Annotated in this window: 24 protein-coding genes and 1 riboswitch; of the genes, 9 read left to right on the forward strand and 15 right to left on the reverse strand. The window is 70.9% G+C overall.

Going from position 1 to position 24,020, the window contains the following annotated elements; translation table 11 throughout:
* The first annotated feature begins 52 nt into the window (after positions 1–52).
* Positions 53–1,324, forward strand: coding sequence for a dihydrofolate reductase family protein (locus tag SALPAC3_RS0102885; protein WP_018219765.1), 1,272 nt, complete (start codon positions 53–55; stop codon positions 1,322–1,324).
* Here SALPAC3_RS0102885 and SALPAC3_RS0102890 read toward each other — a convergent pair.
* Both SALPAC3_RS0102890 and SALPAC3_RS0102895 read right to left on the reverse strand, forming a co-directional pair.
* Entirely contained in the window at positions 1,273–1,899 is a 627-nt protein-coding gene (locus tag SALPAC3_RS0102890) for a GNAT family N-acetyltransferase (RefSeq protein ID WP_018219766.1), read from the reverse strand. The genes SALPAC3_RS0102885 and SALPAC3_RS0102890 overlap by 52 nt on opposite strands.
* Positions 1,900–2,010: 111 nt before the next feature.
* Entirely contained in the window at positions 2,011–2,649 is a 639-nt protein-coding gene (locus tag SALPAC3_RS0102895; RefSeq protein ID WP_018219767.1) for a class I SAM-dependent methyltransferase, read from the reverse strand.
* Between the two features lie 148 nt (positions 2,650–2,797).
* Positions 2,798–2,878: riboswitch (ZMP/ZTP riboswitch) on the forward strand.
* 16 nt (positions 2,879–2,894) lie between these two features.
* Between SALPAC3_RS0102895 and SALPAC3_RS0102900 the strand changes: the two genes are divergently transcribed.
* Positions 2,895–3,845 (forward strand): bifunctional 5,10-methylenetetrahydrofolate dehydrogenase/5,10-methenyltetrahydrofolate cyclohydrolase, encoded by a 951-nt coding sequence (locus SALPAC3_RS0102900; protein WP_018219768.1) that lies wholly within the window; start codon positions 2,895–2,897, stop codon positions 3,843–3,845.
* Here SALPAC3_RS0102900 and SALPAC3_RS0102905 read toward each other — a convergent pair.
* On the reverse strand, positions 3,842–4,330 hold the full coding sequence (locus SALPAC3_RS0102905; RefSeq protein WP_026185184.1) for an Lrp/AsnC family transcriptional regulator: 489 nt from the start codon (positions 4,328–4,330) through the stop codon (positions 3,842–3,844). The two genes, SALPAC3_RS0102900 and SALPAC3_RS0102905, sit on opposite strands and share 4 nt — an antisense overlap.
* Positions 4,331–4,395: 65 nt before the next feature.
* Between SALPAC3_RS0102905 and SALPAC3_RS0102910 the strand changes: the two genes are divergently transcribed.
* The 4 genes from SALPAC3_RS0102910 (at position 4,396) to SALPAC3_RS0102925 (ending at position 8,080) form a co-directional block, all read left to right on the forward strand.
* Positions 4,396–5,310: an EamA family transporter gene (locus SALPAC3_RS0102910; RefSeq protein ID WP_026185185.1), complete on the forward strand. Its 915-nt coding sequence runs from the start codon at positions 4,396–4,398 to the stop codon at positions 5,308–5,310.
* 232 nt (positions 5,311–5,542) lie between these two features.
* Positions 5,543–6,370, forward strand: coding sequence for a class I SAM-dependent methyltransferase (locus SALPAC3_RS0102915; protein WP_018219771.1), 828 nt, complete (start codon positions 5,543–5,545; stop codon positions 6,368–6,370).
* 47 nt (positions 6,371–6,417) lie between these two features.
* The gene (locus SALPAC3_RS0102920; RefSeq protein WP_026185187.1) at positions 6,418–7,545 is read left to right on the forward strand and encodes a coiled-coil domain-containing protein; all 1,128 of its coding nucleotides are present in this window, start codon (positions 6,418–6,420) and stop codon (positions 7,543–7,545) included.
* A gap of 193 nt (positions 7,546–7,738) precedes the next feature.
* Complete coding sequence (locus SALPAC3_RS0102925; RefSeq protein WP_012013503.1) at positions 7,739–8,080, forward strand: RNA polymerase-binding protein RbpA; 342 nt, start codon at positions 7,739–7,741, stop codon at positions 8,078–8,080.
* Positions 8,081–8,239: 159 nt separating this feature from the next.
* Here the strand turns inward: SALPAC3_RS0102925 and SALPAC3_RS0102930 are convergent, their stop codons facing one another.
* From SALPAC3_RS0102930 to kdd, 9 genes are all read right to left on the reverse strand, one after another.
* Positions 8,240–8,761: an FxsA family protein gene (locus tag SALPAC3_RS0102930; protein WP_018219773.1), complete on the reverse strand. Its 522-nt coding sequence runs from the start codon at positions 8,759–8,761 to the stop codon at positions 8,240–8,242.
* Positions 8,762–8,932: 171 nt separating this feature from the next.
* Positions 8,933–9,721, reverse strand: a complete 789-nt coding sequence (locus tag SALPAC3_RS0102935; RefSeq protein WP_018219774.1) for a polyprenol monophosphomannose synthase — start codon at positions 9,719–9,721, stop codon at positions 8,933–8,935.
* Between the two features lie 4 nt (positions 9,722–9,725).
* Complete coding sequence (gene lnt / locus SALPAC3_RS0102940) at positions 9,726–11,393, reverse strand: apolipoprotein N-acyltransferase (protein WP_026185188.1); 1,668 nt, start codon at positions 11,391–11,393, stop codon at positions 9,726–9,728.
* Between the two features lie 471 nt (positions 11,394–11,864).
* The gene (locus SALPAC3_RS0102945) at positions 11,865–13,202 is read right to left on the reverse strand and encodes a glutamate mutase L (RefSeq protein WP_018219776.1); all 1,338 of its coding nucleotides are present in this window, start codon (positions 13,200–13,202) and stop codon (positions 11,865–11,867) included.
* Positions 13,199–13,591, reverse strand: a complete 393-nt coding sequence (kal, locus tag SALPAC3_RS0102950; RefSeq protein ID WP_018219777.1) for a 3-aminobutyryl-CoA ammonia lyase — start codon at positions 13,589–13,591, stop codon at positions 13,199–13,201. The genes SALPAC3_RS0102945 and kal overlap by 4 nt, the downstream gene beginning before the upstream one ends.
* A complete protein-coding gene (gene kamE / locus SALPAC3_RS0102955; RefSeq protein WP_026185189.1) occupies positions 13,588–14,370 on the reverse strand; it encodes a lysine 5,6-aminomutase subunit beta in 783 nt (260 codons plus the stop codon). The genes kal and kamE overlap by 4 nt, the downstream gene beginning before the upstream one ends.
* Positions 14,367–15,929, reverse strand: coding sequence for a lysine 5,6-aminomutase subunit alpha (kamD, locus tag SALPAC3_RS0102960; RefSeq protein WP_018219779.1), 1,563 nt, complete (start codon positions 15,927–15,929; stop codon positions 14,367–14,369). The genes kamE and kamD overlap by 4 nt, the downstream gene beginning before the upstream one ends.
* The gene (locus tag SALPAC3_RS0102965) at positions 15,926–17,491 is read right to left on the reverse strand and encodes an amidohydrolase (protein WP_018219780.1); all 1,566 of its coding nucleotides are present in this window, start codon (positions 17,489–17,491) and stop codon (positions 15,926–15,928) included. The genes kamD and SALPAC3_RS0102965 overlap by 4 nt, the downstream gene beginning before the upstream one ends.
* Before the next feature lie 5 nt (positions 17,492–17,496).
* Positions 17,497–18,555, reverse strand: coding sequence for an L-erythro-3,5-diaminohexanoate dehydrogenase (gene kdd / locus SALPAC3_RS0102970; protein ID WP_026185190.1), 1,059 nt, complete (start codon positions 18,553–18,555; stop codon positions 17,497–17,499).
* A gap of 148 nt (positions 18,556–18,703) precedes the next feature.
* Here kdd and SALPAC3_RS0102975 point away from each other — a divergent pair, with 148 nt between their 5' ends.
* The gene (locus SALPAC3_RS0102975) at positions 18,704–20,107 is read left to right on the forward strand and encodes a KamA family radical SAM protein (protein ID WP_018219782.1); all 1,404 of its coding nucleotides are present in this window, start codon (positions 18,704–18,706) and stop codon (positions 20,105–20,107) included.
* A gap of 140 nt (positions 20,108–20,247) precedes the next feature.
* On the opposite strand, the gene SALPAC3_RS0102980 is transcribed toward SALPAC3_RS0102975, so the two are convergent.
* Positions 20,248–20,445 carry a CsbD family protein gene (locus tag SALPAC3_RS0102980; protein WP_018219783.1) on the reverse strand — a complete coding sequence of 66 codons (198 nt, stop codon included), beginning with the start codon at positions 20,443–20,445 and terminating at the stop codon, positions 20,248–20,250.
* Positions 20,446–20,599: 154 nt separating this feature from the next.
* On the opposite strand from SALPAC3_RS0102980, the gene SALPAC3_RS0102985 reads away from it, so the two are divergent.
* Positions 20,600–21,211 (forward strand): histidine phosphatase family protein, encoded by a 612-nt coding sequence (locus SALPAC3_RS0102985; protein ID WP_018219784.1) that lies wholly within the window; start codon positions 20,600–20,602, stop codon positions 21,209–21,211.
* Here SALPAC3_RS0102985 and SALPAC3_RS0102990 read toward each other — a convergent pair.
* Positions 21,141–21,647: an Lrp/AsnC family transcriptional regulator gene (locus SALPAC3_RS0102990; protein ID WP_018219785.1), complete on the reverse strand. Its 507-nt coding sequence runs from the start codon at positions 21,645–21,647 to the stop codon at positions 21,141–21,143. The two genes, SALPAC3_RS0102985 and SALPAC3_RS0102990, sit on opposite strands and share 71 nt — an antisense overlap.
* An 82-nt stretch (positions 21,648–21,729) precedes the next feature.
* Complete coding sequence (locus SALPAC3_RS0102995; protein ID WP_018219786.1) at positions 21,730–22,872, reverse strand: acyl-CoA dehydrogenase family protein; 1,143 nt, start codon at positions 22,870–22,872, stop codon at positions 21,730–21,732.
* 169 nt (positions 22,873–23,041) lie between these two features.
* On the opposite strand from SALPAC3_RS0102995, the gene SALPAC3_RS0103005 reads away from it, so the two are divergent.
* Positions 23,042–23,959 carry a 5'-3' exonuclease gene (locus SALPAC3_RS0103005; protein ID WP_018827325.1) on the forward strand — a complete coding sequence of 306 codons (918 nt, stop codon included), beginning with the start codon at positions 23,042–23,044 and terminating at the stop codon, positions 23,957–23,959.
* Positions 23,960–24,020 lie beyond the last annotated feature (61 nt).

Raw genomic sequence — 24,020 nt, forward strand, 5'->3', positions numbered from 1 at the left:
GGTGCTGGTCGGGTCAGACCAGCACGCCACCACCAGCGCGAAACGGTCAGGTATGACATCAGCCCACCGGGACCCGAGCAGTTCGATCCTGTCGGTGTTGGAAGAACTCAGCGTCACCCGGCGCTGGGGAGGCCCACCGACGCTACTTACGATCAGCCATCGGTCGCCGAAGCCGACCGTGCCCGCCATCCTCGCCAGCGGCGTCGATTCGGATGGCCCGCTCGACCTGCTGGCCCACTGGGTCGACCAGTGCCGCCGTCATCGTGGCATCGGCAACACGCAGCGGGACCTCGGTGTTGACGCGGTCGCCGTCTCGGGTGAGATCGACGGCCAGCACGTTGGCTACGCCATGGACCGCACCGGCCGGGAGTACCTCGTGCGGGGCCAACGACACGGTGCCGGACCGCACCGCGACAGCGGCACGGATGTCGCGGCCCGCACCCACCTTCCGGGTCTTCTCACCCAACGGCTCGCCGAGTTGGTCTGGCGGCTGGCGGGCCCGCCGCCGCCCGCCGCCGGTGCTCGAATCCGCGACGTGTGGCCCGCCGCTGGGCTGATCGACCTGGACGAGGACGAACTTCACGAACGCTACGCGCTGCCCTCCCACACCGAGGGTCACGTACGCCTCGTCGCGGTGTCGAGCATCGACGGTCTCGCGGCGGTGAATGGTTCCAGCGCCGCGCTGACCAGCAGCGGTGACCAGCGGGTCTATCGCCTGATCAAACGAGACGCCGACCTGCTGCTGCTGGGGGCGGGCACGATCCGTGCCGAGCAGTACGGCCAGACCGCCCTGTCGGCTCCCGAGATCGCCCGTCGACGGGCCAACGGCCTACCGCCCTATCCGGCCGTCGCGGTTGTCACCCGCAGCCTCGATCTCGACCTGGGTGGCCCGTTGTTCCAGCCCAGCATCGGAGGTCACCCCCAGCCACGGCCGATCCTGATCGTCTCCGCCGCTGCGGCGGCCGAGGCCAGCACGGCGGTAGCCGAAGCCGCCGAACTCCTGGTCGCCGGCGACTACAACGTCGACCTCAACCAGGCTATCCAGCTGCTGCGACAGCGGGGGCACCGACGCATCGTCTGCGAAGGTGGCCCCTCGCTGGCCGGCCAGTTGGCCCAGGCGGACCTGCTCGACGAGATCTGCGTGACGGTCACCCCCCAGCTACCGGCGGTGGCCGGTCCGCGGATCACCGCCGGTCCGGCGGGGCGACCCGCGGGCGGGCAGTGGCAGCTCCACCGGTCCCTCCTCGACGAGCAGGGCAACCTGTTCCTCCGCTACACCCGCCCTGGCCCGTCCGACCGGTCCGACGGCCCCCCGACGGTCTGACGGTCCTGGACGCGGCCGCACGCCGGAGGACGTTCGTTCAGGATTCGCTGATAGATCAGATGGTCCTGCCAGGCGCCGTCGACGTGCAGGTAGTTGGGCGCGGTGCCGATCCGCGTGAACCCAGCTTTGGTGAGAACGCGCTGACTTCCGGTGTTGCGCACGTGGGTGCCGGCCTCAAGCCGGTGAAGGTCGGCCACCTCGTCGGCAAGCCGGCAGGCATGCGCGACAGCCTGGGTGGCGAGCCCCCGCCCGGCATACCCATGGTCGATCCAGTAGCCGATGTTGGCGCTGCGGAACGGTCCGAGTACGACGTTGGACAGCGTCAACGTCCCAACAACCCGACCCCCCTCGTCCAACACCCAGGGCAGAGTCTGGCCTGATTCCAGGAGCCGGAGCTGATCCTGAACCCGACTCCGCTGCCCCGCTAACGTGAAGTCGGCATCCGCCCGCCGTGGCTCCCACGGCTGGAGGTACTCACGATTGAGAAGGTACGCCTCGCTCAGCGGCCCCGCATCGGACTCCTCCAGCAGACGCATCACGATCGCACCGGTCAAGGGGGTGGGACGGATGTTCACACTCGTCAGCGTAGTGCCCCGGCGGCGAAGTGCCAGGGCCGGCGGCGGCGAAGACCGCCACCGCCAACCCGCGACGCACCGTGACCCCACGGGTCCGCTGCTGCCGGACCCTCAGTCGCGGTCCGGACGTCGCAGGGTCAACGACTGGAAGCAGTAGCCATAACCGGTGTCGACCAGGTGGAAGTCCACCACGTCGAACTGCGCGGCGGTGGCAAAGCCGAGCAGCTGTTCGTCGGTGCGCCACGAGAAGAAGCGCGGTGGCACGTGCCGGTCATCGTCGCTGGGACCCTCGGTGCTCTCGTCGCCGCCGTACACGCCGACGAAGTAGAGGCCACCGGGACGCAGGACGGCCCGGATTGCGGCCAGAACCGCAGGCAGATCGTGGTTGGGCACGTGCAGCAGGCAGTTCATCGCGAATACCGCGTCAAAGGAGCCGGCCGGAAAGTCCAGGTGCAGAAAGTCCATCACGTGGGCGTCGATGCCCTTGGCCCGGCAGTGCTCGACCATCACCGGTGACAGGTCGGCCGCAACGACGACCAGCCCCTCCTGCTGGAAGAACGCGCTGTCCTGCCCGGTGCCCGCGCCGACCTCCAGCAGCCGCGCACCCGATGCCAGCCGGTCCCGGAACGCCTGACGCTCCGCCACCTTCCACGGTTGCTTGGTCAGCCCGTCGCGCCAGGCCGCGCGAGTGTCATACGCCTGCCGCAGCGGGTCGAGAACCTCGTCATATCGAACGTCCACGTCGGTCATTGTCTCGGGTACGGTCCAGCGGCCCGCGTACCGCCCTCCACGCCCCTGCCGCGGTCCGGCAACGGCCAGCGCACGCACCTGATCCGATCGGCGGTGACAGCTGCGCCGGCCAGGACTTTCTCACCCTGGGTGGGCTGTGGCAGGCTGAATCGACGCGACTGGCGGCAACGAGGATGGGATTTACCATCGGGGAGCTCGCCGCGGAGGGTCGACCGCCTGGGCCTTCCGTGGGGGCGAGGTGAGCCATGTCCACGTCGATGTCGGTCGCCCGGTCACTGCCGGGTGGACCGGTAGCCGAGCAGATCCTGGCCGAGGTGGCGCGGGAGGTCACGCAGTTACGGGCGGCCGGGATGACCCCGGCCCTGGCCACAGTGCTGGTGGGCGACGACGACGCGAGCGTCGGGTACATCCGGATCAAGCAGCGCCAGGCCGAACGGTTGGGGTTCGCCTCCCCACATGTGCAGCTGCCGGCGTCGGCGTCGCAGGCGGACCTGCGGGCGGTGGTGACGCAGTTGAGTGCGGACACGGCGGTGCACGGGGTGTTGGTGCAGCACCCCGTTCCCCGGCACCTGGACTTCGACCGGGCGATGCAGGCGTTGGATCCGGAGAAGGACGTGGATGGGATGCACCCGGTGAACCTGGGCCGGTTGGCGTTGGGGCTGCCGGGACCAGCACCGTGTACGCCGGCGGGAATCGAGGCGTTACTGGCGTACCACGGGGTGCCGGTGGCCGGCCGAGAGGTGGTGGTGCTGGGCCGGGGCGCCACGTTGGGGCGTCCGCTGGCGATGTTGCTGGCGCAGAAGCGGCCGACGGCGAACGCCGCGGTGACGGTGGTGCACACCGGCGTGACGGACTGGCCGCGGTACACCCGCCGAGCGGAGATTCTGGTGGCGGCGGCGGGGGTGCCGGGTCTCGTACGCCCGGAGCACCTGCGCCCAGGAGCGGTTGTCGTCGGTGGTGGCGTGCGGTACTCGGGGCGGCGGCTGCTGCCGGACGTGGACGAGGCGTGCGCGACGGTGGCGGGGGCGATGACCCCCCGTGTCGGCGGGGTCGGCCCGACGACGGTGGCGATGGTGTTCCGGAACGCGGTGCGGGCGGCACGGCAGGCGCTGACGCCACCGCACCGTGACAGCGACGAGCACTCGACGCGGGCACCGGTACCGCCCTCGGGTTCGGGCGCGTCGGACGAGAGCTAGCTTCGTCCGGGGGTGCGGGGTGCCACCGGGGTGGAGACGATGAAGGAACTGGTGGTCTGGCCGTGGAGCAGGAACTGGTCGAGGACCGCCGCCAGGGCGTCGACGGCGGCTACGTGCACCTTGAGGAGGAAGCAGTCCTCGCCGGAGATCCGGTGGCACTCGCTGACCTCGGGGACGCGGTCGGCCAGGTCTGCGATCTTTGACAGCTGGCCTGGACCGGGTTGGATCCGCACCCAGGCGGCGACGGGGAGGCCCAGGGCCGCGGGGTCGATATCGACGCGGTAGCCGCGGATGACGCCAGCGTGTTCGAGCCGGTGCAGCCGCTCCCGCACCGCCGGCGCGGACATGCCGACCTGCCGGGCCAACTCGGCGGCGCTGGCGCGTGGGTCGTCGCGCAGTACGCCGAGCAGACGGCGATTGGTGTCGTCGAGCAACGAATTTCCATCTGGAAGGCCGGATGGGGGTCTTGGTTCACGATGCGTCATCGTTATGCTCCTTTAGCCTTCGATCATGCATGGTTCTAGGCGCTGGCGCCTTCGACAATAGGGCAATGCCACGATCAGTTCTCCGCACGGACACCCGGACTTCGGCGGCGGTGGCCGCACCGCGGATACCACCGCACGCCTACTTTGTCGTCGGTGCGGTGTTCCACTATCTCGGTCCAGCCTTCGCGGTACTGCTCTTCGTCCGCGTGGACGCCCTGGGCGTGGCGTGGCTGCGGATCGCCGCCGCCGCCGCGGTGTTCGCGTTGTGGCGGCGGCCGTGGCGGCGCTGGCGGCACCTGGACCAGGACACCCGCCGGCTGTTGATCGGGTGGGCCGCCGTCCTGGCGGCCATGAACAGCGTCTTCTACCTGGCGCTGGAGCGGCTGCCATTGGGCACGGTCGCCGCAGTCGAATTCCTACCGGTCATCGTGTTGGCGGCCTACGCGGCCAGAACCCGCCGAAACCTGATCGCGTTGGTCTGCGCGGTTGCCGGGGTGTATCTGCTCGCCGACGTCCGCCTGGTCGCCGAACCGCTCGGTATCGCCTTCGCCGCGGCCAACGCCGTGCTGTTCGCCGCCTATATTGTGCTCGGGCACCGCGTCGCCCGCGGTCAGCAACTGCCCGGCATCGACGGTCTCGCGCTGTCCATGCTGATCGCCGCCGTCCTCGCGCTACCCGTCGGCATCGTTGACGCCGCACCCGCCGCCGTGGACGTGCTCGCCCTGGCGGCCGGGGTCGGTGTCGGCATCACCTCGTCGGTCATCCCGTACGTCATCGACCAGCTCGCCATGGCCCGGCTGTCCCGGGCCACCTACGCCCTCCTGGTCTGCCTGTTCCCGGCGACCGCGACCGTGATCGGAGTCGTCGTGCTGGCCCAGATCCCCACCGCACCGGAGATCGTCGGGGTCGGTCTGGTGATCGCCGGTATCGCCGTCCACCAGGACGGTGAGCCGCCGCGACGACAGCGGGCCCGGGGGTGAGGCTGAAGCCCGCGTGGGGAGGCGGTGCTACCACCGCGGGGCGTCGCGCGGTTGGCGCCTGGCACCGGGTAGCCCGACGAATCGCCTTTCCGCGGACGTTCTCGGCCCGCCTGTGGCACGGTGAAGCCACAGCTTGACGGCGGTCCGGAGCCGAAAGCAGGAGGGTCCCTACTCACGCGGGGGTCCGGTAGGGCGTGCAGCCAGGTGAGAGGCGTGAAGCCAGGTGAGCAACATGAATGCGCACCGATTCCTCGAGTCGAATCGGGGGCTGTGGGACGAGTGGGCGGACATACACGCCCGGTCAGCGTGGTACGACCTGGAGTCGGTACGCCGGGGCGCCTGCAAGCTGCGGTCGTACGAGGTCGACGAGGTGGGCGAGGTGGCGGGCCGGAGCCTGCTACACCTTCAGTGCCAGCTCGGCACCGACACGGTCTCGTGGGCGCGGCGGGGCGCGACCGTCACGGGGGTGGACTTTTCCCCCCGCGCCGTCGCCGTCGCCCGCCAACTCGCCGCCGACACCGAAGTCGACGCCCACTTCGTCTGCAGCGACATCCTGACCCTGCCGGCTGTCCTGACTGGAACCTTCGACCTGGTCTACACCTCGCGTGGGGTGCTGGGTTGGCTGCCGGACCTGACCCGGTGGGCGCAGGTGGTGGCGCACTTCCTGGCGCCCGGTGGCGTCTTCTACGTCACCGACATCCATCCGATAGCCGAGGTCCTGGACTCATCCGCGTCCGAGCTTCGAGTCAGCCGGCCCTACTTCCCCAGAACCGAGCCGGTTGGCTACCCGGTGCAGGGCAGCTACGTTGACCGGGACGCTCAGGTCGCCACCGAGGTGGAATACCTGTGGCCACACAGCGTCGCGGAACTGATCACCGCTGTCGCGGGGGCAGGGCTCGTGATCGAGTTCTTCCACGAGTTCCCATGGCTGGATCGGCCGTGGCCGTTCCTACACGAGCAGGAGGGGCTGGGATGGGTTCTCCCCCCTGGTGGGCAGGGCGAGTTGCCGCTGTTCTTCTCACTTCGAGCCGGTAAGCCCACAGCCGGCGATGACCGATAGCCCACCGCGCCAGCGGCCGCGATGCCGGCATCTAGACTCGGCGTCCGATGGACGAGCAGGCCGCACCCGCCGACCCCCGCCCCTGCGCCCACTGCGGACGCCCGGTGCCGCAGCGGGCCGGAGCGGGTCGCCCCTTCCGCTACTGCCGGGACAACGACGGCGCCTGCCAACAGGCCGCCCGGACCAGCCGGATGCGACATCGCAACGCCCCCGGGCTACCCGGACAGGTCGCCCGCACGTGGGAGATGGTGGACCGGCTCGACCAGATCGTGGCGTCGCTCACCGAGACGCTGCACGCGCAGCTGTCCCCGGTCGGGGTGGAACAGCAACTGGCCCAGGCGCGCGCCGACGCGGCCCACCAGGTGGCGGCGGCGCAGACCGATCGGGACGAGGCACGCCGCGCCGCCGAGGATGCCACCGCCGCCGCTGTCCAGGCCCGGGAGCAGGCCCGCAGCGCCACTGCCGGCCAGGAGCAGGCCCGCGCCGAAGCGGTGGTCGCCGCCGCGGCGGCGACCGCTGCCGCGGAGGACGCCGACCAGGCCCGTAAGGCTCGGGACCAGGCCCGCCAGGAGGCGAGCGCGGCACAGGCGCTACTGGGACAGGCCCAACAGGACCGGGACGCCGCACGGGCCAAGGAACTTGATGCCCGTACGCAGCTACGCAGCACCGACGCCGCACTCACCGCTCAGCGGCAGCACGCCGCGGACCTGGTCGCGGAACGCGACGCCGCCCGCGCGGCCGCCCAACAGGCCACGCAGGCGCAGGCCACGGCGACCGAACAGGCCCGCGGGCACCGCGCCGACGCGCAACAGGCCCGCCAGGACACCCAACGGGCGCAGGCGCAGGCCGCGGCGGCGACGCAGGAGCGGGACCGGGCGGTGGCCGAGCGGGACCGGGTCGAAGCGCACCGTCAGCAGGCGGTGGGGGACGCGGAACGGGCGCACGCGGAGGCGACGACCCTCGCTGAGCAGCGCGAAGCACTACGCGGGCAGCTGACCGCCGCCCAGCAGGACGTGACGACCGTGCAGGGCCAGCTGGCGGAGCTGACGGCGCGGCTGCGGGCCGCCGAGAACGACCGGGACGAGGCGCATCGGCGAGTCGCCCAGCTCGCCGACCAGGTCGCCCAGCTGGCGGCTGCCCTGGCTCACCGGGAGGCGTCCACGCCCGTACGCTGACACGCGGGCGACATCACCTCGGTGCGGCCACCCGGCGAACTTTCGGCCAGGTCGGGGCGACCCCCGCCGGGCCGAGCTGCCCTCCGGCTACCCTGGTTGCCGGCCCGTCACGTGCCACCGGGCGGGAATGGCCCGACGGACACCGACTGTTACACCGAAACAGACCAGCACCACAAACGAGGGGAAGACGATCATGGGCGAGCGCATGCTGCGCGGAAGCCGTCTGGGCGCGGTCAGCTACGAATCTGACCGTAACACCGAGCTCGCGCCGCGTCAGACCCGCGAATACCTGTGCGCCAAGGGTCACCAGTTCGAGGTGCCGTTCGCCGTTGACGCCGAGGTCCCGATGACCTGGGAATGCAAATTCGACGGCAGCGTCGCCCGGCTGGTGGACGGCAACGAGCCAGAGCAGAAGAAGGCGAAGCCGCCGCGCACCCACTGGGACATGCTGTTGGAGCGGCGATCAATCGCCGAGCTTGAGGACATTCTTGCCGAACGACTCAAGGAGGTCCGCACCCGCCGCGGGCGCGCCTGAACACCGGGCGCGACTGAATCACCCATTCCGGCACCCGCCCTGGGCGATCCCGCCCGGGGCGGGTGCCGTGGCTCGCGGGTCCGTCAGCCCCCGGCACCGGAGGCGGCCCAGCCCGGGCACCGGGTCGAGATCGGCGGGCGCGGGCGAAATGTTCGCACCTCAGCCCTGCCGGGGCTCGACGATCTCGCCCTCGATGGGCTGGCCGCCGTCAACGACGGTCGGCTCCGCCGACGACGACGGCGGCTGCTGCGGAGCGCCCCGGTGCACCCGCACCCGGCGCGGCCCAAACAGGTCACCGGCGACCATCGACGACACCCGCCGCTCAGTCGTGTGTCGTACCCCCGCGCGGGCCAGCCGGCGCACCGGCGGCACCAGCAGCACCAGCCCCAGCGCCCCACTGAGCAGACCCGGGGTGGCCAACAACAGCGCGCCGAGCAACCCCACCAGACCATCGGTGACCTGCGTGCCCGGCGGTTGACCAGCCCGCGCGGCGGTCTGGAAGCCCCGCCAGGCGCGCATCCCCTCCCGGCGCAGCAGCGCCATGCCCAGCAGCGATGCCGCGAACACGGCCAGCACCGCAATCCCGAACCCGGCAGCGCGGCCAACGGCCACGAACACCGCCAGCTCCACCAACGCCGCCAGCAACAACGCCAACGGTACGAACCTCAGTCCCCGGCGCATCCTCACCTCACCACCCGCCCGCCATGCCCCCACCACCGCCTGGTTCCCCGGTGGTGGAGTACGTCGTCCCGCCCGTCCAGCATGACACGGCCGCGCCCCCGCCAGCCCGCACCACCAGCAGCCGGGGCGCGGGGCGCCACCGGGCACCGGAGGGGAACCGGGGCAGTGGCACTACGGCCACCGCACCTGCCCCGTGGGTGTGCCGTGTAGCCCGCGGCGCAAGGCCAGCCGCCGGTCCGCCACCGCCCACCCGGTAATCCGCCACAACGCCTCGGCGACGATGTACGGACTCATCTTGCTGCTACCGCGTTCGCGCTCGGCGAACGTGATCGGCACCTCCACGATCCGCGCACCGGCCCGGTGCGCCAGCCGGGACAACTCCACCTGGAACGAATACCCCTGCGAGCACACCGACGCCAGGTCCAACGCGTCCAAGGCACTGAGCCGATACACCCGGTAGCCGCCGGTGGCGTCGGAGACTGGCATCCCCAGGGCCAGCCGCGCATACAGGTTGCCGCAGCGCGACAACAGCAGCCGCCGCAGCGGCCAGTTGACCACCTGCGCGCCCCGGGTCCACCGCGACCCGATCACCACGTCCGCGTCGCGGGCCGCGGCCAGCATCGCCGGCAGGTCCTCCGGGGCATGCGAGCCGTCGGCGTCCATCTCCACCACCGCGTCGTAGCCGCGCTGGCGCGCCCACCCAAAACCGGCCAGATAGGCGGCGCCGAGCCCCTGCTTTCCCTCCCGGTGCAGCACATGCACCCGCCGATCCCGCCCGGCGAGGGCCTCAGCGACGGCACCGGTGCCATCCGGGCTGTTGTCGTCGGCAATCAGAATGTCCACCGACGGCACCGCCCGCCGCACCCGTTCCACAATCCAGGTCAGGTTGTCGGCCTCGTTGTAGGTCGGGATGACCACGAGCACCCGCCCCACCCCGGGATGACCGGTCTCGTCACGCACCGTCCTACCTCCCTCGCGCCGGCGTACCGGCCGTCGCCGCACCGCGGGCACGTCGCCGCACCCCGGCTGCGGCCAAGGCCGCTACGGCCAGGACCGTCAGCGCCACCTCCGGCCACAACCCGACCCGGGTCGCGAAGGTGCCTCCGTCGGCCAGGTACAGCTGCCGCACCACGATCGCGCGGGTATTGAACTCGGTGGCATCGCTTACCCGCCCATCCGGGGAAACGAACCCGGAAACACCCACCGTCGAGGCCATCAGTGCCGGACGACCATGCTCGACCGCCCGCAGCCGCACCATGGCCAACTGCTGCCGGGCCTCAGCCACATCGAAAGTCGCGTTGTTGGTCTGCACCACCAGCAGCTGCGCCCCACCGGTAACAGTGTCCCGGACCACCTCGTCGTAGGCGACCTCGAAGCAGATCACATCACCGAGCACCACCGGACCGGCGGTCAGCACACCCGGGGTGCTACCCGGCACGAAATCAGACCGCACCCGGTCAACCTGTTTGCTGACCAGTCGGGCCACATCACGAAACGGCACATACTCGGCGAACGGCACCGGATGCCGCTTCGTGTACAACTGGTCGAGATCCGGGCCGCTCCCCGGCCGCCACAGCAGCCCCGCGTTGCGTACCTGCCCCTCCCCCGGGCCCCGCAGCACCGCCCCCACCAGGATCGGCACGCCCACCGCGTCGGCAGCAGACTGGATCCGTTCCCCGGCGGAAACGTCCTGCAGCGGGTCGATATCGCTGGAATTTTCCGGCCACACCACCAAGTCAGGGCGGGGTCGGGCGCCAGCGGCCACCTGGTCGGCCAACTCGACGGTGGCCTGCACGTGGTTGTTCAGCACCGCCTGCCGTTGGGCGTTGAAGTCCAGTCCCAGCCGCGGCACATTGCCCTGCACGATCGCCACCGTCACCGCCTCCCCACCGCCGTCGGCGCGGATCGGCACGAGCAGCCCGACAGCCGGCACCGCCAGCGCCGCCACCATCGCCCCCGCCGCCGGCATCCACCGCCGGCCCGGGTGGCGATACGCCGCCCAGCCCGCCCAGGCAGCGGCCACCAGGAGCCCACCGATCACCGCGACCACGAAGGTCACCAGCGGCGCCCCGCCCAGCGCCGCAAACCGCAGCAGCGGCGACCCGTCCTGGCTGAACGCCAGCCGACCCCACGGGAAACCACCGAACGGAGTGCGATCACGCAGCGCCTCCTGCGCCACCCACAGCACCCCGGTCACCACCGGCCACCCCCACCGGAACCGGTCAACCAACGGAGAAACCCACGCGGTGGCCGCGCCGAGCAGCGCCAGATAGCCGGCCTGCAACAGCGACAGCAGCACCCACGGCAAGGAGCCGGTGTGCAGGTTGGTCCAGCCCAGCAGCGGGGCGAAGAACGCCACCCCGGTCAGGAAACCGAGGCCAGCGCCGGCGCGCGGACGCCGACGGTGGGTAGCACCGGCCAGCAGGGCCACCCCGACCGCCGCCAGCGGCCACACCCCGTACGGCGGAAACGCCAGCAACAACGCCACGCCCCCACCGACCGCCGCCACAATCGCAACCGGCAGCGGCAGCCGACGTTCCCGCATCATTCCCACAGCCCTCGCCGGCGATTCCACGATCACCTGCCGAAGGGTACCCGGCCTGGTCCGCGCCGCTCCGCCAGTACGGACCACGGCGGCCGCACTGCGACCGGCACCTCCAGAGAAAACGGAAACCGGGGCGCGGCAACCGCCGCGCCCCGATGCTCCCAGGCCCTTCCCGGCCGGTGGGGCGAGAATGGGACGCGCCGACCTTCGGACCGACCGGACGGCAGACTGGCTGCCCCCGCCTGGCCGTTGTCTACTGGCCGTGCCTCTCACCCTGCCCGTACACCGGTAACCGCGGCCGGTCCGCGCCGCCCCGCCGACCCCCGCCCGCTGGACCTGGCCGCCGCGACCACACACTCGGTGTCGCTCGGCCAGCGGACGAAGGGACGAAGCGAACAACAGCCGCTTCCCGTAGTAGGACTCAAAGACGGTACGTGCTCCCCCCGGGGCGCTGTCAACCCGGCCCCGACGAGTCGTCGCCACCACCCGGCGTGTCGCGCCATCCACGCCGGCCCAGCCCGCACCGAGCCACCCGAAGATCGGGCAGCCAGGGCAGTCCTAGCCCCCCGCGCGCAGCCGGTCACAAAGAGCCCGCGCCGCGACCGGATGCCCGGCGGCGAGTAACCCGGCGGCGGCCAGCACATAGTCCACGTCAACCACCGGCCGGGCGGCACGCGGCAACGGCCACCCACCGGCGTGGTCGGTGAGCACCCCCGTGAGCACCCCCACGGCATCCGCGGACCCGGCATGCCGAAGCACCCCACCCGAACCGACCAGCAGCCGGACATCCCGCAGATCCCGTCCCGCGCGTTCACCGGTGGCCGCCCCGCGGGCGTGCCGCCGCAACGCCACCGTGGCCGCCAGGGCAGCCAACCGCGTGTCTGCCGCCCGCTGCGCCCCACCCGCCGGAAGATACGCCGGGTCGTCGGCCCGCCGCTGCGCCGCCACCGCCAACACCTCGGCGTCGGCCGCGTCGAGCAGCCGCTCCTCCACCGCCGCCCGCACCACACCCGGAGCGCTCCACCGCACCCCCAGGTCCCCCTCGACGGTACGGGCCCGCCACAGGCTGCCCGCCACCTCCCGGCCCGGCCCGCTCTCCCGCTCATCCGGCGTCAGCACCGAGTACACGTCGGTGGTCGCCCCACCGACATCCACCACCGCCAGGTCACCGCCGAGCGTGTCCGCGAGCAACTCCACACCGGTCAGCACCGCATCCGGGGTGGCCGCGCGCACCAGCCGCGGAAACCGCGGACCCCGCGACAGCCGCTTGCCGCCGATCACATGCCGCAGGAACACCTCGCGGATGGCCGCCCGCGCCCCAGCCGGCGCCAACGCCCCGATCCGGGGCAGCACATTCTCCGCCACGGTCACCGGCACCCGCGCAGACACCAGCATCGACACCAGCTCGTCGCGGACCTCGGCGTTACCGGCGAGGACCACCGGAACCCGCCAGCGGGCCCGCGCCAGCCGGGCCGCGTTGTGCGTCAACGTCTCCGCGTCGCCGCCGTCGGTGCCGCCGACCAGCAGCAGCACATCCGGGCGGGCCGCCCGCACCGCCGCGAGACCCGCCGCGTCAAGCCGACCCGCGGCCACATGCACCACGTTCGCTCCCGCCGACAGCCCCACCCGACGGCCCGCCTGCGCGGTTACCAGCTGTTCGTAGCCGACCACCGCCAACCGCAGCCCGCCCCCAGCAGACGAACACACGTACCACGGCGCGTCCCCCACCGGCAGGCCGTCGGTCGCCGCCGCGACCGCCGCGTCCAACCCCCGCAACACGTCACTGCCCACCGTGGTGGGCACCGCCGCCGTCGCAACCAAACCCGCGCCGCCGAGATCGACCACCGCCACCTTCGTGTACGTGGAGCCGACATCCGCGCAGATCGCGACGTTCACGTCACCGGCGGCACGACCACCGTGCCCGTCGCAGCGACCGCCACGATCGGCGGATCACACACCTGGGCCGCGGACTCCCCCCGATCCGGGCAGGCCCGACACACCACCACACAGCTCAACTCCAGCGTGCGGCTGCGCGTACCCACCCGGGTGACCCGACCGGTCACCTCCACCACGTCACCGGCGCGCACCGGCGCCAGGAACCGCACCTCCGAATAGCCGGCGAACAACCCCTCATCCCCGTCGGTCCGGATGCAGACCTCCGTGGCGACGTCCCCGAACAGACCCAACGCGTACGCCCCGTCGACCAGACTGCCCGCGTAGTGCGCATGCGAGTAGGGCACATACCGCCGGTGCGCCACCGTCACCCCGACCCTCGGGTCACTCATACCGTCGCCGCCCTCCGGCTCGTGATCAACGCATGAACCAGGTAAGAGGCCACCTCACCCGGAGTGGTGCCGCGGCCGAAGATCCGGTCCACCCCCAGCTCGGCAGTCATCGCCTCGTCGAAACGCGGCCCACCGACGATCAACAACGGCCGCTTCCCCGCCGGCCACGCCTCCCGAATCGCCGCCGACATCTCCCGGGTGTTGTGCAGATGCGCATCCCGCTGCGTCACCACCTGCGACACCAACACCGCATCCGCCCGCTCGGCCCGAGCCGCCGCCACCAGATCCGGCACCCCCACCTGCGCGCCCAGATTGCTGACCCGCAACTCCCGGTAGTACTCCAGCCCCTTCTCCCCGGCGACGCCCTTGACGTTGAGAATCGCGTCGATCCCCACGGTGTGGGCATCGGTGCCGATACACGCCCCCACCACCGACAGCTTCCGCCGAAGCTGCCGCTTGACCACCGCGTTGACCTCCTTCGCCGACAGCAACGGAAAGTCCCGCTCCACCACCCGCACCGCCGAGGTGTCCACCAGATGGTTCACCCGCCCATACACCACGAAGAAGGTGAACCCGTCCCCCATCGGCCGGGCATGCACCAGCATCGCCGGGTCGATGCCCATCTTCCCGGCCAGCTGGATCGCCGCACCCTCGGCTCGCTTGTCATGCGGCAGCGGCAACGTGAACGACACCTGCACCATGCCGTCACCGGTGGTGTCCCCGTACGGCCGCACGACCTGCTTCGCCGGCACCACCGCCTGCTCCGGCACTACCGTCACGACCCCGCCCCTTCCAGGATCTCCACCGCCGGGTTGTAGTAGTCGCCCTCGTGCCGCGCCACCCCGTCCAACCCCCTACCCCGGTCCGCCGGCCGCTTCATGATCCCGAACGTGCCCGCACCGATCGCCGTCAACAATGACTGCTCCCCGATCCGCTCCAACAACTCCACCGCCGAACCCAGCACCTGGTGCGCCCGCTGCTGGATGAACCCGCCCGACGCCGGCACGAAATCCTCGTACAGCCCACCCGCGGCACCCAGCACATACCGGACGTTCTGCAGGGCGATATCCCGATCCGACAGCCACGGCGTCACCACCGCCTCCGTCATCATCCCCACCAGCAGAATCCCCTGCCCGGTCAGCGCCCCCACCAGGTTGAAGAAGCCGTCGAGCAGGTTGCCCCGAAACACATCCCCGGTCATGTGCTTCGTCGGGGGCATCCACTTCAACGGCGCATCCGGGAACAACTCCCGCGCCAAGAGCGCGTGCGCCAACTCCAACCGCAACGAATCCGGCACATCCGGGTTGATCTCAAACGCGTGCCCCAACCCCAACTGCCAGTCCGCCAACCCCGCCTCATGCGCGAAGTACTCATTGAGCAGCTGCGACACCGTCACCGTGTGCGCCTCATCCACCGCATCGGCAGTCGTCAGGTAGTTATCCTCACCGGTATTGATGATGATCCCCGCCCGGGCGTGCACCTGCCGGGAGAAACGCTGATCGACGAAGGTACGAATCGGATTGATATCTCGGAACAAGATGCCGTACATCGAATCGTTCAACATCATGTCCAGCCGCTCAAGGCCCGCCAACGCCGCCATCTCCGGCATACACAGCCCCGACGCGTAATTCGTCAACCGCACATACCGGCCCAACTCCCGCGACGACTCGTCCAACGCCGCACGCATCAGCCGGAAATTCTCCTGCGTCGCATACGTACCGGCAAAACCCTCCCGAGTCGCCCCCTCCGGCACATAGTCCAACAACGACTGCCCCGTAGACCGGATCACCGCGATCGCATCCGCCCCCGCCCGAGCCGCCGCCTGCGCCTGCGGAATGTCCTCGTAAATATCCCCCGTCGCCACGATCAGATAGATCCACGGCCGCCGCGGCGGATCCCCGAACCGTCGCACCAACCGCTCCCGCTCGGCCCGCCGCCGATCAATCCGCCGCACCCCCGCCGCGACCGCCCGCCGCGACGCCCGCCGCGACGCCGTCGCCGCCCGCCCCACCGGAACCTCGAACCGCACCGACCCGGCCGCCGCCTTCTGCGCCAACAGCGTCACATCCGCCAACTGCTCCCGCGCCAAGGCATCGAAGACCGGAGCAGCCACCCCATGCCCCAAGCCCACATCCGCGACCACCGCATCCACCAACCGGTTCACCCACGGAATCCCATCCGGATCCGCCCCCTGCACCCCGGCCAGCCGCAGCACCGCCCGCTCCAGCGACACCGTCGTGTGGCTACGCGCCAACTCCACCACCGGCGCCCCAGCCCGAGCAGCCAACTCCCGCGCCCGCGCCACCAACACCGGATCCAGATCGAGCTTCCCGGTCACAATCCGCCCTCCCCATAGATCACCGCACCACGCAGCACCGTACGTCGACACACCGGCAACGGCGTCGGATCCGAAGCACCCCGCGCCTCCGGATCCTCCGCCTGCAACACCGGCAACCCCCGCTCCACCCCAGCCGGGGAATCCCACACCGCGAACGTCGCCGGCGCCCCCAACGCCAACACCCCGTCACCATCCCGCCGCACCGCACGCCAGCCACCCCGCGAATGCGCCGCGAAAGCCGCCCGCACACTCATCCGCTGCGCCGGATTGTGATGCGCCACCGCCGCCCGCACCGACCCCCACGGATCCACCGGAGTCACCGGCGAATCCGACCCGAACGCCAACGACACCCCCACCGAATGCATCGCCCCCAAGGGATTGGCAGCCAACGCCCGATCCGGCCCCAACCGCGACTCATACATCTGACCCGCGCCACCCCACAACCGGTCAAACGCCGGCTGCACCGACGCCACCACGCCATACTCCACAAACCCGGCGATCATCTGCTTGTTCACGAGCTCCGCGTGCTCCACCCGGTGCCGAGCCGCCCGCACCCGATCCGTGCCCAGCCGCTCCGCCACCGCCGCGAACCCCGCCAACACCGTCGCGATCGCCGCATCCCCAATCGCGTGAAAGCCGCCCTGCACCCCGTACGTCGCGCACCCCAACAAGTGATCCCGCACCTGCTCCGTCGACAGATACCCATGCCCGCACCCACCCGCATCCGCATACGGCACCGTCAACTGGGCCGTCTGCGCCCCCAACGCCCCATCAGCGAAGACATCCCCACCGGCACCCACCGCACCCAACTCCCGAGCCCGCTGCGCACCACCCAACTCACCCCAGTACCCGTACACCTCCGGCACCCCCACCCCGGAGATCCCCAACAACCCCGTGAAGTCCTCCTCGCCGGAAATCTCCGGCCCACCACACTCATGCACCGCCGCGATCCCCAACGACGCCGCATGCGCCAACGCCGCCCGCTGCGCCGCCGCCCGCTGCACCCGACCAACCGTGCCAAACGCCGCCGCCCGCACCACATGATGCGCATCCCGCCGCAACCACCCCGACTCGTCGAAGCCAACCGTGGCAACCACCCCCGGGCACGCGGCCAGCAACGCCGTCGACACCAACGCCGAATGCATCGACGCCTGCGACAGATACACCCGCCGCCCGGCCGCCGCCCGGCCCAACTCCTCCGCCTCCGGAGGCACCGGCACCGGCCAGACCGACTCGTCCCAGCCATGCCCCAGCACCACACCATCAGGGGGCAACCCCTCGGCGAACGCCGCCACCGCCGCCAACAACTCCCGCCCCGACCGCACACCCGACACATCCAGCCCCGACAGCCCCAACCCGGTGTCGGTCGTGTGCACATGCGCGTCGACGAACGCCGGCGTCACCAACGCCCCATCCAGCTCCACCACCTGATCAGCAACCGGCGCATCAGCGTCCGCCCCCAACCAGGCAATCCGGCCATCGGAGACCAACAAGGCAGTCGCACCCGGGTCAGCAGGACAATGCAGCACACCGCCGCGGTACAGCGTCGAGGGGTTCGTCATGGCAATCAGTCTGCCGCCAGCCGCGCCTCAAAGAGACGACGCACCCCCGGTTCGCCCCGCACCAGATCCAACGCGAGCTCCGCGTGCCCCGGCGCATACCCGTTACCCACCAGCATCGTCACATCCGCTGCCAGGCCCTCCGCACCCAACGCCGCCGCCGCGAAACTCGTCGCCATCGAGAAGAACACCACCGTGCCACCGTCAGCCGTGGCCAACACCGCCCCATGCTCACAACCTGGCGCATCCACACACACCACCGTCACATCCGCCGGCGCCCCCAGCGCCGACGTCACCGCCGCCGACAGCGCCACCGGATCCCGCGCATCAGCCAACACCACCGCATCCGCCAGCCCGGCCGCCGCCAACGCGTCCCGCTCCCCCGCCACCGGCACCACCCCGACAGTCCGCGCCGCGCCCGCCCGCCGCGCCGCGGCCAGCGACAGCGACCCACTCTTGCCCGCACCGCCAATCACCGCGACGCTGACCGGCCCGGCCGCTGCCTCCCGCGCCCGCTCGGCCACATACCGCTCCACCACCCGCGCGGTCAACGCCGGGGCCCCGCACACATCCAGCGCGGCGAGCGACAACTCCGGATGCAGATCCGCCGGCAACACCGCCGCAATGGAGCGGGCAAACAGGATCGCGTGACCGTCACACGGGACCTGCTCACTGCGCCCATCCCACCGGGCCAGCCCATCGGCGACGGCCAACGGCGTCAGCGTCAGCGACACCAGAGTCGCCACCCGGTCGCCCACCCGCAGCCCCAGCGGCGACCGCCGACCAGTCTCCTCAACCGTGCCGATCAACATGCCACCCGAGCCGGTCACCGGGTTCTGCATCTTGCCCCGCGCAGCGATGATCTCCAGAACCTCGGCGCGGATCCGCGCGCCGTCCCCGCCGTGCTTCTCCCGCAACTGCCGGAAGCTCGCCGCGTCCAGGTTCAATCGCTCCACCCGGATCCGCACCTCGTTCGGGGCGATCGCCGGGCTCGCGTCCAGTCGCCAAGCCCCCTGCGGCAGCACCCCCGCGGGCTCCAGAACGCGGTGCAAACCCACCGGTGAAATCACCACGACCTCCCTGTCCAGCCGCCTGAAGCCCGGACTGCAACTCGCGAAGCGGGAAAACTTACGGCAGAATAATTACTTCACCGGATAATTTCCAGTACCTACGGAGCCACTGATCATCCACACCACCAGCCACAAGGAGGGGGCCGTGACCCAGACCCACCCCGCGGAAACCATCTCCGCAGCCCAGCCCGCACCCGCCGCCCCCACCACGGGCCAACCCTACGAATACCGACGAGCCCCCCTCGTCGAACCCGACTGGACCCGGTTCCCCGGCTGGCGCCACATCAGCCGCGACCAGTGGGAATCCGCCCAATGGCAACGCACCAACTGCATCAAGAACATCAAGCAACTCCGCGCCGTCCTCGGCGACCTCGTAGGCGAGACCTTCTACGCCGACCTGGAAGCCGACCAGAAGGCCCTGGCCACCATGTCCATGCTGGTGCCACCCCAGATGCTCAACACCATGGTGCCCTTCGAGGCGATGACCACCGACGCCCTCTACGCCGACCCGATCCGGCGCTACATGATCCCCGTCGCCTCCGACCGACGCACCGACTGGCCCTCACACCCGTACGCCAGCCGCGACTCCCTGCACGAACACGACATGTGGGTCGCCGAGGGCCTCACCCACCGCTACCCCACCAAGGTCCTCGCCGAACTACTCTCCACCTGCCCGCAGTACTGCGGGCACTGCACCCGGATGGATCTGGTCGGCAACTCCACCCCCGCCATCGACAAACTCAAGCTCACCCTCAAACCCGTCGACCGCTACGACGCCCACATCACCTACCTCCGGGCCCACCCTGGCGTCCGCGACGTCGTCGTCTCCGGCGGTGACGTGGCCAACGTGCCGTGGAAGAACCTCGAGTCGTACCTGATGCGCCTGCTCGACATCGAGACCGTGCGCGACATCCGGCTCGCCACCAAGGCCCTGATGGGCCTGCCCCAGCACTGGCTCCGGGCTGATGTCGTCGAAGGCCTCGAGCGGGTCGCCCGCACCGCCGCCCGCCGGGGCGTCAACCTCGCGATCCACACCCACGTCAACCACGCCCAGTCCCTCACCCCGCTGGTCGCCAAAGCCGCCCAGACCGCCCTGAACGTCGGAGTTCGCGACGTCCGCAACCAGGGCGTGCTCATGCGCGGCGTCAACGCCACCACGCCCGACCTACTTGATCTCTGCTTCGCGCTACAGGGCGAAGCCGGCATCCTGCCGTACTACTTCTATCTGTGCGACATGATCCCCAACGCCGAGCACTGGCGGGTCCCGGTCGGGCACGCCCAACAGCTCCAACACGACATCATGGGCTACCTGCCCGGCTACGCCACCCCGCGAATCGTCTGCGATGTTCCCTTCGTCGGCAAGCGCTGGGTGCACATGCTCACCGAATACGACCGAGAGCGGGGCATCTCGTACTGGACCAAGAACTACCGCACCTCCATCGAGTCCGCTGACCTGGAGGCGCTCAACAAGCGGTACGCGTACTACGACCCGATCGACACCCTGCCGGAGACCGGTCAGGCCTGGTGGGCAACGCACCGCGACGACTGACCCACCACGATCCGCCGCCCGTGACCACACCCCATCGGCGGCACGGGGCATCGGCGACCCGGCCGTAAGCCAGTACCAGTCGGAACAATGACGGGCCCGGCAGCAAGATGCTGCCGGGCCCGCCGGGTCAAGCGGTCACGTCACTGCGCCCCAGTCCGATCCCACTCGTGATCCGACTGCTCAGCGCGTTCCTCCCTGGCCTGGCGAGCACGGGCGTCGTCCCGCTGCCGGACCCCTTCGACCCGCAGCCGCTCGTCGCCGCAGACATCGCCCACCCGTTCCTTGGTGGCGCCGGTCAGCTCGTCCACCAGGTTCTTCGTCTTGGTGGCGAAGCCCATCTCCGCTCTCCCCTCGTGGCGTTTCGGCCATCGACATCGGGTTTCCCGTGTTGCTGGTATTTATTCGTTTGGGTTGGTGTGCGGGGGCGCATCGCGTAACGCATCCTAGGATGCTAGCCAGGAAGAAACGACACCCCAGTGGTTGACTGAAGGCATGGGTGAGCTCCTCCTGATCAGACACGGTGAGACCACGTGGAGCGCCCGTCGGCGGCACACCTCCTACACCGACCTCGCGCTGACCCCCGACGGCGAACGGCAAGCCCGCGCACTCGGCCCGATGCTCACCGGCCGGCACTTCGCCACCGTCCTGACCAGCCCCTGCGCCCGTGCGGTACGCACCGCACGGCTCGCCGGCCTCACCCCGACCGGGACGGACAACGACCTTGCCGAGTGGAACTACGGGGAGATCGAGGGCCGCACCACCGCCGAGGTCCACGAAGAAGACCCCGACTGGAACCTCTGGACCGACGGCTGCCCCGGTGGCGAGTCCCCCCGCCAGGTCGGGGCGCGGCTCGACCGATTTCTCACCCGACTGGGCCCCGTCCTCGACCACGGAACCGTCGCCGTGGTCGGACACGCGCACAGCCTCCGGGTGCTCACCGCCCGGTGGCTCGGCCTAGCGCCCTCCGCCGGGGCGCTGTTCCGGCTCGAAACCGCGACCGTCAGCGTGCTCGGCCACGAACACGGCCGACCGGTCATCCTTCGGTGGAACCAGCCGGCTCCCCCGGCCCCCGCGACCGCGACCGCCCAGACCCCTCGGCACTGAACTTCGGCGGCCGGCCCTCGTACGGCGTGGACAACACCACCGTGGTCCGCGTGGTCACACTCGCCGCCATCCGGATCTCCTGCAGCACCCGCTCCAGGTCGGTCGGCCCGGCCACCCGCAGCAACAGCAGGTAGAAGTCCTCCCCCGCGACCGAGTAGCACGAATCGATCTCCGGTAGGTGGGCCAGCCGCTCCGGCGCGTCATCCGGCTGCGAGGGATCAAACGGCCGAATCGCCACGAATGCTGTCAGCGGTAGGTCGAGTGCCTCGAAGGACACCCGGGCCGTGTACCCGCCGATGACCCCACGCTGCTCCAGCCGGCGGACCCGCTGGTGCACCGCGGAGACCGACAACCCCACCCGCTCCGCGAGATCGGTGTATGACAGCCGGCCGTCCACGGCCAGCTCCGCGACGATGGCCCGGTCGATCTCCTCCACGGCGAGCAACCTACCGGGAAAAAGCCCACCACGCGACGCTGGGTCACCAGAACAGCGGCGCGGCCGCGGGCCCGCTCCTCCGTCAGCCCTTCGCCAACGCTCGGGAGATCACCAGACGCTGGATCTGGTTGGTCCCCTCAACAATCTGGAGCACCTTCGCCTCGCGCATGTACCGCTCCACCGGATGATCAGCGACGTAGCCCGCGCCGCCCAGCACCTGCACCGCGTCGGTGGTCACCCGCATCGCCACATCGGTGGCGAACAGCTTCGCCTTCGCCGCCTCGATCGAGTACGGCCGGCCCGCATCGCGCAGCCGGGCCGCCGCCAGCATCAGCGCCCGGGCCGCCGAGATCTGGGTGGCGGCATCGGCGAGCAGGAACCCCAGCCCCTGGAAGTCGACGATCGCCCGGCCGAACTGCTGCCGCTCCCGGGCATAACCGACCGCGTAGTCCAGCGCCGCCTGGGCCAGGCCAACCGCGCAGGCCGCGATCCCCAGCCGGCCCGAGTCCAGCGCGGACATCGCGATGCCGAAACCCTTGCCCTCCCCGCCGATCAGCCGCTCCGCCGGCACCCGCGTCCCCTCGAAGACGACCTGCGCCACCGGGGAGGCGTGCAGCCCCATCGTGCGCTCCGGCAGCTGCGGCTCGATCCCGGGCAGGTTCCGGTCCGCGAGCAGGCAGGAGATGCCGGACGCCCCAGCGCCGCCGGTACGGCAGAAGATGTTGTAAAAGTCCGCCACGTGGGCGTGCGTGATCCACGCCTTCGTGCCGGAGACGACGTACTCCTCGCCGTCGAGCACGGCCCGGGTGGTCAGACTGGCGGCATCCGAACCGCCCTGCGGCTCGGAGAGACAGTACGCGCCCAGCAACTCCCCACCGATCAGCTCGGGCAGCAGCTTCCGCTGCTGCGCCGTGCCGTACTCGGCGAGTGGGAAGCAGGACAGGGTGTGGACGCTGATCGCCTCGGCGGCCGCGAGCCAGCGGCTGGCCAGAATCTCCAACACCTGCAGGTACACCTCGTACGGCTGGGCGGCACCGCCGTACTCCTCCGCGTACGGCAGGCCGAGCAGGCCCGAACGGCCCAGAGTGCGCAGCACCTCCCGGGGGAACTCGGCGCGCTCCTCGTGGTCGGCGGCCTTTGGCGCGAGCTCCCGGTCGGCGAGTTCGGTGGCCAGGTCCAGCAGGTCGTGGGCCTCGTCGGTGGGGAGGATCCGGTCGACAGTCATGGGTTGATGAGCTCCGTGGGGGTGGGGTTGAGCCGTCGCGCCCCCAGCTTAACGGTCGTTCGGCTCCCCGCACCCCCGCGGCACCGGAACGCGTAGCGGACGTCCTCGGCCGGGTCCGCCGCGGCCAGCATCCACGCCGATGTCGGTGCGGTGTGCCAGGCTGTCGCGCATGCCAGCCCCGCTCATGCTCGTGGACGCGCCCAGCCTCTACTTTCGGGCATACTTCGGCATTCCGGAGTCCGCCGCCGTCGGGCCCGAAGGCCAACCGGTCAACGCTGTCCGCGGCTTCCTCGACATGTTGGCGAGCCTGATCCGCACCCGCCGGCCGGGCCGGATGGTGTGCGCGATGGACCACGACTGGCGACCCCAATGGCGGGTGGCCCTCCTGCCGTCATACAAGGCGCACCGGGTGGCGCCGGAGGGGGGTGAGGTGGTTCCCGACACGCTGGGTCCGCAGGTCCCGGTGATCCTCGACGTGCTCGACGCGCTCGGCATCACCAGCGTCGGCGCCACCGGCTACGAGGCCGACGACGTGCTCGGCACCCTCTCGGTCACCCAGCCGGGCCCCGTCGAGGTGGTCTCCGGTGACCGTGACCTGTTCCAGCTGGTCGATGACGCCCGCCGGGTGCGGCTGCTCTATGTCGGGCGGGGGGTGGCGAAGCTGGCAGACTGCGACGACGCTGCGGTCCAGGCCCGATACGGGGTGCCCGCCGCCCGCTACGCCGACTTCGCCGCGCTGCGCGGCGACCCCAGCGACGGACTGCCGGGGGTTCCCGGCGTCGGCGAGAAGACCGCGGCCCGGCTCGTTGACCGGTATGGCGACATCGCCGGTGTGCTGGCCGCCCTGGACGATCCAGCTGCCGGTTTCGCGCCGGGGCTACGGACGAAACTCAGCGCCGCGCGGGACTACCTGGCCGTCGCCCCGACGGTGGTCCGGGTCGCCCTCGATGTGCCGCTGCCCGCCCTGGCCACCGACCTGCCAGCCGCACCGGCCGATCCCGCTCGGCTGCTCGACCTCGCCGAGCGGTGGAACCTCGCCGGCGCCGTCCGACGCCTGGTTGACGCCCTGGCCCACCGCGCCGACTGACCGCCGCCGCCAGCCGCACCACGCTCGCCGGTGCTGGGGACGGCCCGATGCCGGATGAGAC

Origin of the sequence: Salinispora pacifica DSM 45544, assembly GCF_000378845.1 — a bacterium.
Lineage (GTDB): Bacteria > Actinomycetota > Actinomycetes > Mycobacteriales > Micromonosporaceae > Micromonospora > Micromonospora pacifica.

Bases quoted from the DNA above. Each gene is read 5' to 3' on its own strand.
- SALPAC3_RS0102925 (WP_012013503.1), top strand. From the start codon at position 7,739: ATGGGCGAGCGCATGCTGCGCGGAAGCCGTCTGGGCGCGGTCAGCTAC.
- SALPAC3_RS0102910 (WP_026185185.1), top strand. From the start codon at position 4,396: ATGCCACGATCAGTTCTCCGCACGGACACCCGGACTTCGGCGGCGGTG.
- SALPAC3_RS0102915 (WP_018219771.1), top strand. From the start codon at position 5,543: ATGAATGCGCACCGATTCCTCGAGTCGAATCGGGGGCTGTGGGACGAG.
- SALPAC3_RS0102985 (WP_018219784.1), top strand. From the start codon at position 20,600: ATGGGTGAGCTCCTCCTGATCAGACACGGTGAGACCACGTGGAGCGCC.
- SALPAC3_RS0102905 (WP_026185184.1), bottom strand. From the start codon at position 4,330: ATGACGCATCGTGAACCAAGACCCCCATCCGGCCTTCCAGATGGAAAT.
- SALPAC3_RS0102900 (WP_018219768.1), top strand. From the start codon at position 2,895: ATGTCCACGTCGATGTCGGTCGCCCGGTCACTGCCGGGTGGACCGGTA.
- SALPAC3_RS0102885 (WP_018219765.1), top strand. From the start codon at position 53: ATGACATCAGCCCACCGGGACCCGAGCAGTTCGATCCTGTCGGTGTTG.
- kal (WP_018219777.1), bottom strand. From the start codon at position 13,591: ATGAGTGACCCGAGGGTCGGGGTGACGGTGGCGCACCGGCGGTATGTG.
- SALPAC3_RS0102965 (WP_018219780.1), bottom strand. From the start codon at position 17,491: ATGACGAACCCCTCGACGCTGTACCGCGGCGGTGTGCTGCATTGTCCT.
- SALPAC3_RS0103005 (WP_018827325.1), top strand. From the start codon at position 23,042: ATGCCAGCCCCGCTCATGCTCGTGGACGCGCCCAGCCTCTACTTTCGG.
- SALPAC3_RS0102980 (WP_018219783.1), bottom strand. From the start codon at position 20,445: ATGGGCTTCGCCACCAAGACGAAGAACCTGGTGGACGAGCTGACCGGC.
- SALPAC3_RS0102920 (WP_026185187.1), top strand. From the start codon at position 6,418: ATGGACGAGCAGGCCGCACCCGCCGACCCCCGCCCCTGCGCCCACTGC.
- SALPAC3_RS0102995 (WP_018219786.1), bottom strand. From the start codon at position 22,872: ATGACTGTCGACCGGATCCTCCCCACCGACGAGGCCCACGACCTGCTG.
- SALPAC3_RS0102895 (WP_018219767.1), bottom strand. From the start codon at position 2,649: ATGACCGACGTGGACGTTCGATATGACGAGGTTCTCGACCCGCTGCGG.
- SALPAC3_RS0102930 (WP_018219773.1), bottom strand. From the start codon at position 8,761: ATGCGCCGGGGACTGAGGTTCGTACCGTTGGCGTTGTTGCTGGCGGCG.